The organism is Gottfriedia sp. OAE603, from assembly GCF_040543965.1.
Lineage (GTDB): Bacteria > Bacillota > Bacilli > Bacillales > Bacillaceae_G > Gottfriedia > Gottfriedia solisilvae.
In genome coordinates, this window is record NZ_JBEUNN010000001.1 from 611,369 (window position 1) to 625,506 (window position 14,138).

Genomic DNA, 14,138 nt, shown 5'->3' on the forward strand with positions numbered 1-14,138 from the left:
TTTTTATCATAATAAGTGCAAGGAGGGATTAAGTTGAGACATGTAAAAGCACTAATCATAAAATTTATAGCTAGTTTTGCTTTATTATATATAGTTCTGGCTGTATTATACGATATGTCGTTTGGAACTGTGTTCTTAATAACCCTAGTTGTTGGGGTTAGCTCTTATTTGCTTGGTGATATGCTAATTTTACCTAGATCAAATAACATTGTTGCTACGATTGCAGATGTTGGATTATCATTTTTTTTCATTTATTATATAGGGTCAGTGTTAACTTATGATGGCAATCTGTTTTATCCATCATTAATTTCCGCAATTGGAATAGGTTTATTTGAATTCTTTTTCCATAAATATGTTAATACTCATGTAATCCATAATGAAAATGTTTCAGAGGACATCTCCACTAGGAATTTAAGATTTCAAACTGAGGCATCTGAAGAACTGACTCCTGATTTTAAGAATCAAAAGCATTATAAAAAGAAAAAGAAAAAAAAGTAACTCGGATTTAAGAGTTACTTTTTTTCTGGAACAGAAATTAAATTAGTATTTTATTCGAATCAACCGTTATGATATTTGTATAACCATAGGATACCTGACTTAATCAGTCTTGGTACACGCCCTAACAGAGGACGTTCATTAAATAAGCCGAAGCCATGTTTCTTACCAAGAGATCCCATAATACCTTTTAGTTTAATTTGTGGCATTTCATCTGGTAGCTGTTCGCCATTCCATTTTTTTTGTAAGATGGTAACAATTTGCTCTGCTTGTGCTTCGGCAAGCTGTGCAGACGGTGCATATGGTAATGCTGCACAATCACCAACTACATAAACATGTTCATCTGTTGGAATATGGTGATATTTTGTAATCACAATTCTTCCACTGTTGTCTTTTTCAACATCTAGGTTTCGAACAACTTCAACTGGTTGAATGCCCGCTGTCCAAATTACAGCATCACAATGAATTTCATCATCATGGTTGAATAATGTATTCTCTTCAACCTTTGTAATATTTGAATTACTAATGATTTTTACATCATGCTCATCAAACCATTTTTGAACGTAATGGCTGAGCTTTTCTGGGAACATGGATAGAATTCTACTTCCGCGATCGAATAGCAAAATCTTTAAATCGCTTCTGCTTTCTCTTAATTCACTTGCAACTTCTACACCACTTAAACCAGCACCTACAACACCAACTACAGAGTTAGGAGGGAGACTATTTACATTTTCATAAGCAATTCTTGTGTTTTCAATAGTTTGAATACTATAAGTATGCTCTTGTGCACCTGGTACGTTGTGATATTTATCTTCACAACCTAAACCAATCACTAAATCATCATATGATACTGTTTTACCATTGTTTAATATCACTTGTTTCTTTGATGTATCAATTGTTGTAATATCCCCATATACAACAGTTAATTTTTCATGAGTTGGAAATGGAATTCGGATATGCTGCTCTGGTACTGTACCAGCAACTAATGCATAGTATTCAGTCTTAAAGCAGTGAAAAGAATTCCGATCAATTAGTGTGATATGAACGTCCTCAGGTAAGGCCGATGTTAATAATCGAGATAAAACACGAACATTTCCGTATCCGCCACCTAGTAATACGAGGTTTTTCATAGTTGTTGTTCCCCTTTTGTTTTATTAGCAATAAATAAAAAAATTTTTCTAATTTTCGACAATTATATTATATATATTTTGAGATGAAATAACAACGCCCTACTTTGTAAAATAAAGCTTGTTCCAAATAAATATAAATGATTGACCTTTTTTAAAAAAAAGAGTAACTTTATGAGGAGCAAGGAGTGAAAATAATTGAGACCATTAGTTGAATTTTGTATAAAAAACCTAGCAAACGGTGCCCAAAAAGCATTAGAGCAGCTTGAACGTGATCCGAATCTAGATGTATTGGAATACGGATGCCTGGGATACTGTGGAAAATGTAGTTTATCACTTTTTGCATTGGTTGAAGGGGAAGTTATTACTGGGGAGACTCCGACAGAACTAGTTGATAATATATATAATTTTCTAGAAGAAAATTTACTCATATAAAAAGACATCACTTTATAAAAGTGATGTCTTTTTTTTTGGTTAGCTAACTAAAGAAGAATATTATATTTATCATAAATTACATAATTATGGAAAGAATATTTTTTAAAGACCGCTAAGGAGTAACATTATGAGATTTACTAGAGATGCATCATCCCTTAATATGTCGACAACTAATGAAAATATATTAACAAAGGATATGAAAAATAATATAGAGAAAGTACATATTTATCTATGTAATACAGAAGATCTGATCATTACAGAAATAAATAAAAACAATCAAAAGTTTACGATTTTGTACTTAGATACATTGATAAAAAAAGAGTTGTTACTTACCTATGTTCTTGAGCCGCTATTAAAGGGACATTCAGGTGATTTAGAAAATATAAGTACGCTAGAAATGAAAAAAACCTCTAGAGTATCAACGATCGGTAAAAGGTTATTAGATGGTTATTGTGTGATTTTAAAAGAGGATTGTGCTGAAGGCTATTTGGCTGAAGCTGCAGACGCACAAGGTCGGTCGATCAGTGAACCAAATACTGAACAAAATATTAATGGGTCACACGATGGATTTATTGAAAGTATTAGCACAAATATTCAACTATTAAGAAAAAGGATAAGATATCCAGATTTTAAAGTAGAATATTTTACAATTGGAACCATTACAAATACAAAGATTGCTATGGTTTATATTGATTCACTTGCAAACAGAATTCTTGTTGGAGAAATAAAAAAAAGAATTTCATGTATTCAGGTTGATCAGCTTCAGTCTACGGGGAATTTAGAAGAATTAATAGAAGATAATCCATATTCGCCATTTCCTCAGGTGCTAAATACAGAACGACCAGACAGGGCTACTTCGTATTTATTAGATGGTAAAATAGCTTTAATTGTTGATGGTAGTCCCATGGTGTCAATCGTTCCTATTACATTTTTTTCATTTTATCAAGCACCTGATGACTATAATCATCGTTGGTTAATAGGTTCTTTTTTTCGAATTATTAGAGTTTTTAGCTTTATAGTGGCAATTAGTTTACCTGCAATTTATATCGCAATTGTATCATTTAATTCAGAAATTTTGCCCATTGGGATTCTCTACTCAATTCGAGTATCTTTAGAATTTGTTCCTTTCCTTCCGCTTATCGAAGCAATTGCAATGCAAATTATTTTAGAATTATTAAAAGAAGCTTCAATTCGACTTCCATCTCCAATTGCTCAGACAATTGGTATCGTAGGTGGACTTGTTATTGGGACAGCGGTGGTAGAGGCACACTTAGTTTCCAATACGATGATTGTAGTAATTGGATTTACAGCTATTGCCTCATTTATTGCGCCTATAAGCGAAATGGGGACAAGCGCTAGATTATTAGGCTTTCCAACAATGATCGCTGCATCAATACTTGGTTTTTTTGGAATCGTTTTAACGCTAATGTTTATATTCATGCATATGAGTAAACTGCAATCATTTGGAATTCCATATTTTTCTCCAATGGCTCCTTTCAAGAAAGAAGACTTAAAGGATACATTTATTAGACTACCTGTTTGGAAATTAAATACTAGGCCATCTGATGCAGAACCAAAAAACATTAGTACAGCAAGGAATGTCTAGGATGTGGAAGAAAAAATGATCACGAAAAAGACATCTATTACTAAATTTCAATTGTACTTCTTTCTTATTCAAAGCCAAATTGGCATTGGTTTACTATCATTGCCCAATGTTGTTCAAAGTACAGCAAAAGGTGATGGATGGATTTCTACAATCGTTGCAGGTGTAATTGTCCAAGCAACACTTCTTATTTATTGGTTTTTATTTAAGCAATTCCCAAACCAAAATTATGCACAGATAACGAAAATCATATTTGGAAAATATATAGGTAAGCTATTAAACTTAATCATCTATTTTTACTTTATTTTGACAGGAAGTTTGGCTCTGATCCTATTTATTAATTGTATTAATCTTTGGTTGTTACCTTTGACCCCTTTATGGGTATTATCTTTGGTCATAATTTTAGCAAGTATTTATTTAACGATTAGTGAATTAAAAGTGATTGCAAGGTTCTTTGTTATTGCTTCCTTTTTGTTAGTATTATTAATATTTCTTTCTTTTTTTACTTACAGTTTACCGAAAGAACTTCAATTTATTTTACCTATAGGAAATTCAGGTGTAAAAAATATTATTATGGGGAGTAATAAGTCACTGATCTCAATGTTAGGGTTCGAAGGTGTGCTAGTCATCTTTCCTTTTATATTTGATAAAGAAAAAGGAGTACTTAAAACAGTATCATTTGCTAATTTATCTGTCACTGCTTTGTATTCATACTTCCTCTTTCTTTGTCTAATTAGTTTTAGCCCTAATCAGCTAAAGCAAGTTCGAGAACCTGTATTGTATTTATTTAAAGCACTAAGCTTTAAAATGTTAGATCGAATTGATCTAATATTCTTATCTAGTTGGATTGTTCCTATGACTACATCAATCATAGCTTATTTGTATTTATCGAGTAAGAGTTTTAGTAGGAAAGAAAAGTCTTTTAAAAGTATTGTAATGCTAAATGGAATAATCATATTTGTTATATCAATCCTTCCAATTGATGAAAAAATGGTTGGACAATTGAGTAAGTATGTTACGTATTTAAGCTATGTTGTAGTATTTTTGATACCTGTTATACTCCTTGCTTTGTCCCTCGTTTTTAAAACATTAAAAAGGAGTGGAAATCATTGAGAAAAAGAATTATTTTTTTGAATATATGTTTAATCTCAATGTTTTTATCGGGCTGTTGGGATCAAAGTCTTTTAGTCAGTAGAACGCTCATTAATGGTGTTAGCTTCGATTTAGAAGAGAATGGTGATATTGCAGCAGCCGCAAGGGCATTAAATATAGAGAGTAAAGGCGCAGGTCAATTTGAGCTTAAAGATGAGTTGGTCGCAACCAAAAGTCGATTTTCATCTGAAGTTGGCCCATTTATTAATTATAAAATGCCAGGTAAAATAGATGTTAGTAAAGCGCATATAATTCTGATTGGTGAGGAATTAGCAAAAAAAGGTATCCATCCATTTCTAGAACTATTTTACCGGCCAAAAGATGCATATGTCACTTCGAGAGTTGTCATCACAAAAGGCAAAGCATCTGATGTACTATCTATTGAACCACAAAAAAGTCCGATTGCGTTTGAAATATTAAGAGGTTTGGAAGCTGCCGAGCTTTCAACAAATATTCCTAGGGAAACTGTATTTTCAACATGGTCACACGTAGTAGATATAGGGGAAGATATAATTTTACCTTATATAGAGAAGGTTGAAAAAGATAGAGCCTCAATCGGTGGGGTATATCTATTTCATAAAGATAAGTATACAGGTTTTAGCATTCCCAAAGATCGAAGCACTTTATTATTGCTGTTAATGGATGGTTTATCAAAGGAAGGGATAATGGCGTTACATTTAGAACGTGACCGTTCAATTGCTTTCAGAGTTACAGACGAAAAAAGAAAATTGGACCTTGTAATTGACAAGTCAAATCGGATTACTTGTAAGATAAATTTAGAAATAGATATTAATGTAGTGAGTTATTCGAACAATTTTAAAGAAAAGTTTAATACTGATTCACTAAATAAAGATCTTTCAGTTCTTCTTACGAAAGATGCAAAAAAACTGACGAATACATTATTAGAAGCTAATTGTGACGCCTTTGGGGTTGGAAGGAAGCTTGCTAGTTCTCATCAGGATTTATGGAAAAAGTTAGATTGGGAAAAGGATTATAAAAATATTCAATTTGAACCAAAGGTAAAAGTAAACGTAGAAAAAACTGGTACAGTATTTTGAGAAAAAATGAAAACTAAACATTTTAGTAAGGTTTCTTATATATTGATGGATTTAAAAAACACCTCCTTGTATTAGGAGGTATTTTTTGTTATGTTTTTATATCCTTCGCGTCATCTCTTGTTAGTTGCCATTGTTGACGCGCTTTTTCTACAATCCCTTTTTCTAGGAGTGCATTTGAATGAGCTACAATTTTTGAAAAATGACTAATAGCTTCCTCATATAGCTTACATCTCCTAGAAAGTTCTCCTATTAAAAACAACACTCTAATTTCAGACATTTCACTTCCAACATAGTCTGCTATGTCATAGCTTTTTTTATAGGCTTCAACTGCTTTTAACATAAATCTTTCTTCTTCAACTTGATTGTTCAACTTACGATATAACCAGCTAACTCTTAATAATAAGCCAGCTAAAATATAATATTTTTCATTTTTAAGTATTGAGCAATAGATTGCTAGCTTGTAACATGTAATGGCATCCTGAACCGATCGGATATCTCCAAAGCTACGAGGTCGCCACTTTTCAGAAACTTCCCTTTGAATGATTTCTTTAGAAATTGAGGAAATCGAACCACTATTCTTAGTAAAGGCGTAACCACATAGGTTACAAACGTTTACGTAATATAAATAAGGGGAATTGACTTCATCTTGATACGTTACACAGAAATCAGTACTTACTTCGACAGTTTTTGGGTATGAAATTCTAACGTTGACAGTAGAAAAAGAATTTGAACAACACGGGCATTTCAAAGTACGGGAAAAAGTCGGTGTTATAGTCATAATTTCACTTAGCTCCATTTTCAGCTGATTTAAATGTTCTATATATCCTATATCGGCAGTGAGTCGTAAGAATGTTTATTTTATAAAGAAATATAATAAAATAATTCAAAAGTAACAAAGTAAGCATGAATTATCGTTTATAAGATAAAATCGTAGTTTCTGTCTTTAAAGGGATTGTAAGACAGACATTTTGGTATGAGCAATCAACTATTTCGCGGCGTACAATAACAAAAAAAGAGTATTTTTAGTATTAATAAAGATTGAAAAAATAGACAAAAAAAATGAGCAATCACATGTTAGTGATCACTCAAAAAATGTTTCTATATCGAGAAACGGGGGATGTTCTTATTGTGCTCAGTTCATTAAAAATTTATACTTGTATTATTAAAAATAGTAAGGAGTCATGAAAATGAATTCTTTTCGTTATACAAAAATGCATGGTTTAGGTAATAATTATATATATGTAAATATGTTTGAAGAAAATTTGAAGGAAGAAGAACTTTCTTCAATTGCTATTAGCGTTTCAAATATTCATACAGGTATCGGTAGTGATGGGATGATTTTAATTTGCCCGTCTGATGTAGCTGATGTGAAAATGAGAGTATTTAACAATGACGGCTCTGAAGCAAAAAATTGTGGAAATGGTTTAAGATGTGTTGCTAAATATGCTTTTGAACATGGAATAGTGAAGGATACTAGTTTTAGGATCGAGACGATTAGCAATATAGTAAAGGCTATTGTGCATCTTGAAAATGATGCTGTTAGTTTGGTTACTATTAATATGGGAGAACCAATATTCCAGCGCTCCTTAATTCCTATTAGCGGAGAGGAACAGGAATTTGCAAGAGATCAAATTTTATTTGAAGATGAGCTTCATTCATTCATTGGTGTTTCGATGGGAAACCCACATGCAGTCTTTGAAGTCAGAGATATTAAAAATGCTCCGCTAACTACACTTGGTCCATATGTAGAAAAGCATGAATTGTTTCCTGAAAGCGTAAATGTTGAATTTATCGAATGTTTACCCCATAATGAAATCAATTTTGTAGTATGGGAACGTGGTTCTGGCGTTACCCAAGCATGTGGAACAGGGGCATGCGCAGCTGCAGTAGCAATGATACAAGAAGGTAAATATAATAAAGACGAGCCAATTACTGTACACTTGCAAGGTGGAGATTTACAAATTACATGGTCTTCCGATGGAGATGTATGGATGAAAGGCCCAGCAGTTACAATAACAGAAGGCATATATTATTTATAAAGAGGAGTGAATGATATGATTACAGTGACTGAACAAGCAGGATTAAAAATTAAAGAAATGCTTGAAAATGAAGAAGATCAAAACGTTTATGTACGTTTAGGTGTAAAAGGTGGGGGCTGTTCTGGTCTTTCATATGGTCTAGGATTCGATCCTGAAAAAAATGATAATGACACTGAACTAGAATTTCAAAATATCAAGTTTCTAATTGATAATGAAAGTGCGCCGATTTTAAAAGGTGTTGAAATCGATTTTAAAGAATCATTACTTGGTGGCGGATTTACAATTGAAAATCCAAATGCGATTGCATCATGTGGATGTGGCTCAAGCTTTAGAACTGCTACGAATGCAGGTACGCCTGAAGACTGTTAATAGTAAAAACCTTCTTAACAGTTAGTGTAACTACTACTGTAAGAAGGTTTTATTTTGAGATTGGCTAGGGTTCTAAAACGTTTGTTAATATTTTTACAAAATATAGTTAAAATAACGAATCATTTTTCTAAATTGATACTATTATATAGTGTAATCAATTATTTTAGTTTGCATTTTGTTGTGAAGTTTTTCACTATGTATGTTATTGTATGTTCAGTACATCACATACTTAGTGAGAAAAAGACCGTCCATTATATGGACAGTCTGATGTACTCTATTTTAGAACATTGATGAGCTGTGACCTGGTTGTAATTTTGCACTTGGATCAATATATGCTTTTGCGTTATTGATCGCTGTAGGACGCTTCACCGAATCCAGATGCAATTAGTTTTACTTTTCCATCATAAGTACAAATGTCACCAGCAGCATAAATACCTTGAATATTTGTTTCCATGCGAGAATTAACAACGATATTATTTTTTTCGATTGTTAAGCCCCAATCTTTAATTGGTCCTAATGAAGATACGAAACCGTAGTTTACAATTACATCGTCGATTTCGATTTCTTCGCGCTCTTCAGTTTTTGCATTTTGAAGAACTACTTTTTCGATACGATCAGTACCAATGATTTCAACAGGAATCCAAGGAGTTTTTACTTCAACTTTTGAGTTCATTAAGTTTTCTACACTGTGTTCATGAGCTCTAAATTTATCACGACGGTGAATTAGTGTTACTTTTTCAGCGATTGGTTCTAGCATTAATGACCAGTCTACTGCAGAGTCACCACCACCAAATACAACTACACGTTTGCCAGCAAATTTATTCATATCATCTACGAAGTAATGTAAGTTTGCTTTTTCAAATCGTTCAGAACCAGGAATTTCTAACTTACGAGGTTGGAACGCACCATTTCCAGCAGTAATGATGATTGCTTTTGTATAATGTTCAAAGCCATCATTACAGACTAAATGAAATACGCCGTCATCGTTTTTAGTAATTTGTTGTACAGATTGCTCTAAGCAAACAGTTGGTTCAAATTTTTTCATTTGCTCTTTTAAGTTATCGATTAATTCTTGAGCACGTACTTTTGGAAAACCTGCAACATCATAAATATATTTTTCAGGGTAAAGTGCTGATAATTGCCCACCTAACTGTGGTAAGCTTTCAATGATTTTTACACTAGCTTGTCTCATTCCACCATAAAAAGCAGTGAATAAACCAATTGGTCCTCCACCTATAATTGTAATATCATATACTTTTTCGTCTTTCATAAACGGAATATCCCCCTTGTGTATATATGCATTAACGCATGTCTTCTATAGAATAATATCATATTTTATAGAGATATAAGAAAAAAACGAATAAAAATGGTATAGAATTTTTTCAAATGTAAAATTTAAAAATACGTATTTTAAAGTAAATTTTCTAAATAATAAGACTTAATGTTTTGAGAATTCAAGCGTTTAGTTTATACTTGAAATCTTTAAGAAAAAACTTTAATATTGTAATAGGCTAATTGTTAACATTTTGTGACAATTATTACGAAATAATTTGACAAATTTCCCTATATAATAGTTTGCTCACTAATGTACTAAGTTATGTCGCATAGAAAAGTTTGCTCACTATTGTACTAAGTTATCTCGTTTAGGTAACAGTAGGAAAGTACTTAATATAATTAAAAGGATGGTTAGTATCATGAATAAGCCTAAGATTGTAATCCTTGGAGCTGGGTACGGTGGTATTATTACTGCAACTCGACTTCAAAAAACATTATCTGCAAATGAGGCAGAAATTACTTTAGTAAATAAAAATAGCTACCATTACCAAACTACGTGGTTACATGAAAATGCAGCAGGTACATTACACCATGACCGTACACGTCTAGATATTAAAGATGTGATTAATCCAAGTAAAATTAACTTCATTCAAGATACAGTAACAGAAATTAAACCAGAAGATAAGAAAGTTGTTCTTACTCACGGTGAATTAAATTATGACTATTTAGTAATTGGACTTGGTTTCGAATCTGAAACGTTCGGAATTAAAGGATTAAAAGAACATGCATTTTCAATTGCAAGTATTAACGCTGCACGTCAAATTCGTGAGCATATTGATTATAGTTTTTCAAAATACCATAACACACCAGCTGAAAAACGTGATGAGTTATTAACAATCATTGTTGGTGGTGCTGGATTTACTGGTATTGAATTTGTTGGTGAATTAGCAAATCGTGTGCCAGAATTATGTAAAGAATACGATATCGACCGTGATTTAGTACGTATTGTATGTGTTGAAGCTGCTCCAATGGTATTACCTGGTTTTGATCCAGAATTGGTTGACTACGCTGTATCTCAATTAGAGAAAAAAAGGCGTTGAGTTCAAAATTGGTACAGCTATTAAAGAATGTACTGAAGAAGGAATCATCGTTGCTAAAGGTGAAGAAACTGAAGAAATTAAATCTGCAACAGTAGTATGGGCTGCAGGTGTTCGTGGTAATGCTTTAGTTGAGCAAGCTGGCTTTGAAGCAATGCGTGGACGTGTAAAAGTTACAAAAGACATGCGTGTTCCAGGATATGACGATGTATTTATCGTAGGTGATTCTGCTTTATTAATTGATGAAGTAAATAACCGTCCATATCCACCAACTGCACAAATTGCAATTCAACAAGGTTTCAATGTTGCACACAACTTAGCAGTATTAGTTCGTGGAAAAGGCGAGTTAGAAGAATTCACTCCAGATATTAAAGGTACTGTATGTTCATTAGGACATGATGATGCAATTGGTGTAGTATTCGGTAAAAAATTAACTGGTTGGAAAGCTTCATTTATGAAAAAAGTAATTGATAATCGTTACTTATTCGTACTTGGTGGCCCAATGCTAGTTCTTAAAAAAGGTAAATTAAATCTCCTTTAAGAAAATATAGCTCGACAATAGTCGGGCTTTCATTGTGTATAAGAAATTTTTTCAAACTGATTAAACGCTTGATTTTCTAGGTGCATGGCCGAGTGGAAGCAAGGTTACGATAGATGGTAGAATGCACCACTAGCAGGCGAAGCAACGGAGAAAGCGAGCGTTTGTCAATAGTCTGAAAGCTCGACAGTAGTCGGGCTTTTTTTTGTAGAAAAGGTGGGATTAAAGCAATGAGTAAAAGAGGTAAAGTATGGTTAGCTGTTGCAGGTTTAGTTAAAGACTCTGCTGGTAGATGGTTAGTTGTAAAGAAGAAATATAGTGGACTTAAGGATCTTTGGTCATTACCTGCTGGCTTTGTAAATGAAGGTGAGACTGTTGATCAGGCTGTTTTAAGAGAGGTAACAGAGGAAACAGGTGTGAATGCTACATGTATCGGATTAATAGGAGTTAGAACCGGTGTCATTCGCGAAGAAATCAGTGATAATATGTTAATTTTCTTATTACAAGCGAATGATACGAAAATTACGATACAAGAGAAAGAACTATCAGATGCCAAATTTATCTCTGAAGAGGAATTGCTCGAAGATCCTGCCTCTTCATTATTAATTAAATATTTAATACAAAATCCACCAAATGAACCAATGGCTGTACATGATGGATTGAATCCTGGAGATCAGTTTCAGTATACTACATATCATTTTATCAAATGATTAAGAATATACAAAAAATTGACGTTAAGAACAGAAGGTTTTACACTGTAAGTAGATTAATTGTGGGGTGTTTTGGATGGGAATGAGTATTCCAGTTTTACTAATTTCAATTTTATTATTTTTTGTCTTAGCTTTTGGAATTGGTTTTTTAGCAAATATGTTGTTTAGGACAACCTGGTTCATGGTTGTTATTTATCCAATTATTATTGTGATGATTGTAGATAAAATTAATACAATGAAATATTTTACACAAACTTCAAATGCATTTTCGATTTTAAAAACAAATCTATTAGCAGTTGGCATGGGTGATGTAATTATTTTATCAAGTGGCTTAGTTGGTGCGATTATGTCCGGTGTAGTCATTCTTAGTTTAAGAAAAAATGGATATCAAATGTTTTAACTTTCTCATCAATGAGGAAGTTTTTTTTATATTTTTTTTATTTTTGGGAATGATGAAAGAATGAAAAGGAGTGAAATGATTCATTGCGTATAAATAAAAAATTGTTTAGTCAATTGATCATTACTATATTATTCATTCTTGCACTAGTCTCAACAGCTAAAATCGTTTCTAATGCACAATTAGTGAATATTACGAAGTGGTTCAAACATTCTGCACAACTTCACCATGTGTATGCAGAGGAAAATTCAAAACAAATCATTAACGAAAATACAATGGCAACTATTGCGAAAAATATTGAAAAAAATACAAACTGGAGTAGCTATAAGCAAATAACTGTAACTGCTACAGGCTACACCGCAGGAAAGGAATCTACGGGTAAGAATCCAAGTGATCAATCTTATGGAATTACGTATTCAGGTGTAGGTGTAAAACGGGACGTATTTTCAACTATCGCAGCGGATTTAAATGTATTTCCAATCGGAACCATCTTATTTATTCCGGGCTATGGATATGGTGTTGTAGCTGATAAAGGTGCAGCGGTAAAAGGACATCATTTGGATTTGTATTATCATACTGTAGGAGATGTCTTTGAGCATTGGGGAAAGAAGAGACTAACGGTTTATGTTATTAAAAAAGGGTCAGGAAAGTTTACTGAGACTGAATTAAAGACTTTAAATGAGCAAAATGCATTACAAGTATTTAGACAACAAACGAGGAATTAATTTGGATGGAGAATGATGAAGTATGAAAAAAACAGTCTATAGCCAAGTAATTAAAGCACCAATTAATACTGTTTTTGAAGTAGTGAATTCAGATGAACATATAAAAAAATGGCTGGAAGGCTTTGTAGAAAATATTTACGAGGATGATTTCGATTATGAAAATCCTGTTGGTAAAAAGTTTATCCAACGTTTAAAAGAAGATGGGAAAATTCAAGAATACGATGGAGAAGTCCTTTCGTATAATCGACCAAAAGAGCTTGGAATTCGTTTAAAGCACTCATCATTTCAAGTTGACGTTTATTATCGGTTTTCTTCAGTTGAAACAAATCAAACGCGTTTAGATTATGAGTGCAATGTTGAAATGTATTCTTCAATGGCGAAGATGATGGGCTTCCTTTATAGTTGGTTCACAAAACGAATTCTTACTAAACAAATGAACGATTTAAAGGCATACGCTGAAAAAAGATTTGACGGTGTGTATTAAATAAGTAATCCCTCTAACTGTAAACAGTTAGAGGGATTACTTATGTAAAGGAAATAAAGTTCATTATGTAGAATGTATTGTAAGTGAATTATTTTTAATAAGAGAGAAAGAGCAGTATGATAGGAGTGAGAACATGAGAGGCGGAGAAGTAATGGAAGACAAAATGACTTTAATGAAGGCTTTAGGCATGTCGATTGAATCAGTAGAAGAAGGTAAAGTTGTCATGAAGATGGAAGTAACAGAAAATGTACATCAACCATTTGGTTACTTACATGGTGGGGCATCAGTGGCGTTAGCAGAATCAGTTGCTAGTGTTGGTACATTCTCTATGATTGATCAAGAAAATCAATTAGCATTCGGACTTGAAATTAATGCAAATCATTTGCGTTCAGTACGTGATGGATTTGTCACTGCGGTTGGTACTGCTGTACATACAGGAAAAACAACAATGGTTTGGGATATTAAAATCTACGATGAAGACGAACAGTTAATCTGTATCTCTAGATGTACAGTCGCTATTAAAGATAAGCGTAAATAGTAAATGAAAGGATGCTTTTCACAAGATGTGAAATAGCATCCTTTTTCTTTTTTATACTTTTTAGAATAAAGAAATATAATAAACAAGTCTAAATTT

Annotated in this window: 14 protein-coding genes and 2 pseudogenes; 13 read left to right on the plus strand and 3 right to left on the minus strand. The window is 32.7% G+C overall.

The features are described 5' to 3' along the window. Positions 1-33 precede the first annotated feature (33 nt). Positions 34-498, plus strand: a complete 465-nt coding sequence (locus ABID96_RS02990; protein WP_192603215.1) for a YndM family protein — start codon at positions 34-36, stop codon at positions 496-498. Positions 499-557: 59 nt separating this feature from the next. On the opposite strand, the gene ABID96_RS02995 is transcribed toward ABID96_RS02990, so the two are convergent. Then, complete coding sequence (locus tag ABID96_RS02995) at positions 558-1,625, minus strand: NAD(P)/FAD-dependent oxidoreductase (RefSeq protein WP_192603214.1); 1,068 nt, start codon at positions 1,623-1,625, stop codon at positions 558-560. Between the two features lie 195 nt (positions 1,626-1,820). Between ABID96_RS02995 and ABID96_RS03000 the strand changes: the two genes are divergently transcribed. From ABID96_RS03000 to ABID96_RS03015, 4 genes are all read left to right on the plus strand, one after another. Beyond that, positions 1,821-2,057, plus strand: a complete 237-nt coding sequence (locus tag ABID96_RS03000; RefSeq protein ID WP_088000521.1) for a YuzB family protein — start codon at positions 1,821-1,823, stop codon at positions 2,055-2,057. 127 nt (positions 2,058-2,184) lie between these two features. Further along, positions 2,185-3,663 (plus strand): spore germination protein, encoded by a 1,479-nt coding sequence (locus ABID96_RS03005; RefSeq protein WP_377896618.1) that lies wholly within the window; start codon positions 2,185-2,187, stop codon positions 3,661-3,663. 15 nt (positions 3,664-3,678) lie between these two features. Continuing rightward, a complete protein-coding gene (locus tag ABID96_RS03010) occupies positions 3,679-4,773 on the plus strand; it encodes a GerAB/ArcD/ProY family transporter (protein ID WP_192603212.1) in 1,095 nt (364 codons plus the stop codon). Continuing rightward, complete coding sequence (locus ABID96_RS03015; protein WP_192603211.1) at positions 4,770-5,870, plus strand: Ger(x)C family spore germination protein; 1,101 nt, start codon at positions 4,770-4,772, stop codon at positions 5,868-5,870. Before ABID96_RS03010 ends, ABID96_RS03015 begins: the two co-directional genes overlap by 4 nt. 88 nt (positions 5,871-5,958) lie before the next feature. Here ABID96_RS03015 and ABID96_RS03020 read toward each other — a convergent pair whose 3' ends face one another. Further along, positions 5,959-6,648 carry a DUF2225 domain-containing protein gene (locus ABID96_RS03020; protein ID WP_192603210.1) on the minus strand — a complete coding sequence of 230 codons (690 nt, stop codon included), beginning with the start codon at positions 6,646-6,648 and terminating at the stop codon, positions 5,959-5,961. 409 nt (positions 6,649-7,057) lie between these two features. On the opposite strand from ABID96_RS03020, the gene dapF reads away from it, so the two are divergent. Then, the gene (gene dapF, locus ABID96_RS03025; protein WP_192603209.1) at positions 7,058-7,909 is read left to right on the plus strand and encodes a diaminopimelate epimerase; all 852 of its coding nucleotides are present in this window, start codon (positions 7,058-7,060) and stop codon (positions 7,907-7,909) included. A 15-nt stretch (positions 7,910-7,924) separates the two neighbouring features. Then, positions 7,925-8,278 (plus strand): HesB/IscA family protein, encoded by a 354-nt coding sequence (locus ABID96_RS03030; RefSeq protein ID WP_192603208.1) that lies wholly within the window; start codon positions 7,925-7,927, stop codon positions 8,276-8,278. Between the two features lie 279 nt (positions 8,279-8,557). Here ABID96_RS03030 and ABID96_RS03035 read toward each other — a convergent pair. Further along, positions 8,558-9,548: pseudogene (locus ABID96_RS03035) on the minus strand (NAD(P)/FAD-dependent oxidoreductase). A gap of 424 nt (positions 9,549-9,972) precedes the next feature. Between ABID96_RS03035 and ABID96_RS03040 the strand changes: the two are divergent. The 6 genes and pseudogenes from ABID96_RS03040 (at position 9,973) to ABID96_RS03065 (ending at position 14,042) form a co-directional block, all read left to right on the plus strand. Continuing rightward, positions 9,973-11,191, plus strand: a pseudogene (locus tag ABID96_RS03040) (NAD(P)/FAD-dependent oxidoreductase). A 227-nt stretch (positions 11,192-11,418) separates the two neighbouring features. Beyond that, a complete protein-coding gene (locus tag ABID96_RS03045; RefSeq protein ID WP_192603206.1) occupies positions 11,419-11,898 on the plus strand; it encodes an NUDIX domain-containing protein in 480 nt (159 codons plus the stop codon). An 82-nt stretch (positions 11,899-11,980) separates the two neighbouring features. Beyond that, positions 11,981-12,298, plus strand: coding sequence for a YuiB family protein (locus ABID96_RS03050; RefSeq protein WP_192603678.1), 318 nt, complete (start codon positions 11,981-11,983; stop codon positions 12,296-12,298). An 89-nt stretch (positions 12,299-12,387) separates the two neighbouring features. Beyond that, positions 12,388-13,020 carry a 3D domain-containing protein gene (locus ABID96_RS03055; RefSeq protein WP_192603677.1) on the plus strand — a complete coding sequence of 211 codons (633 nt, stop codon included), beginning with the start codon at positions 12,388-12,390 and terminating at the stop codon, positions 13,018-13,020. A gap of 22 nt (positions 13,021-13,042) precedes the next feature. Continuing rightward, positions 13,043-13,504 (plus strand): SRPBCC family protein, encoded by a 462-nt coding sequence (locus ABID96_RS03060; RefSeq protein WP_192603205.1) that lies wholly within the window; start codon positions 13,043-13,045, stop codon positions 13,502-13,504. 163 nt (positions 13,505-13,667) lie between these two features. Beyond that, on the plus strand, positions 13,668-14,042 hold the full coding sequence (locus tag ABID96_RS03065; RefSeq protein WP_483301318.1) for a PaaI family thioesterase: 375 nt from the start codon (positions 13,668-13,670) through the stop codon (positions 14,040-14,042). Positions 14,043-14,138 lie beyond the last annotated feature (96 nt).

What these genes read in the sequence shown, in the direction of transcription:
- ABID96_RS02995 (WP_192603214.1), bottom strand. Translation starts at nt 1,625, where the DNA reads ATGAAAAACCTCGTATTACTAGGTGGCGGATACGGAAATGTTCGTGTT.
- ABID96_RS03005 (WP_377896618.1), top strand. Translation starts at nt 2,185, where the DNA reads ATGAGATTTACTAGAGATGCATCATCCCTTAATATGTCGACAACTAAT.
- ABID96_RS03010 (WP_192603212.1), top strand. Translation starts at nt 3,679, where the DNA reads ATGATCACGAAAAAGACATCTATTACTAAATTTCAATTGTACTTCTTT.
- ABID96_RS03020 (WP_192603210.1), bottom strand. Translation starts at nt 6,648, where the DNA reads ATGACTATAACACCGACTTTTTCCCGTACTTTGAAATGCCCGTGTTGT.
- dapF (WP_192603209.1), top strand. Translation starts at nt 7,058, where the DNA reads ATGAATTCTTTTCGTTATACAAAAATGCATGGTTTAGGTAATAATTAT.
- ABID96_RS03030 (WP_192603208.1), top strand. Translation starts at nt 7,925, where the DNA reads ATGATTACAGTGACTGAACAAGCAGGATTAAAAATTAAAGAAATGCTT.
- ABID96_RS03045 (WP_192603206.1), top strand. Translation starts at nt 11,419, where the DNA reads ATGAGTAAAAGAGGTAAAGTATGGTTAGCTGTTGCAGGTTTAGTTAAA.
- ABID96_RS03050 (WP_192603678.1), top strand. Translation starts at nt 11,981, where the DNA reads ATGAGTATTCCAGTTTTACTAATTTCAATTTTATTATTTTTTGTCTTA.
- ABID96_RS03060 (WP_192603205.1), top strand. Translation starts at nt 13,043, where the DNA reads ATGAAAAAAACAGTCTATAGCCAAGTAATTAAAGCACCAATTAATACT.
- ABID96_RS03065 (WP_483301318.1), top strand. Translation starts at nt 13,668, where the DNA reads ATGACTTTAATGAAGGCTTTAGGCATGTCGATTGAATCAGTAGAAGAA.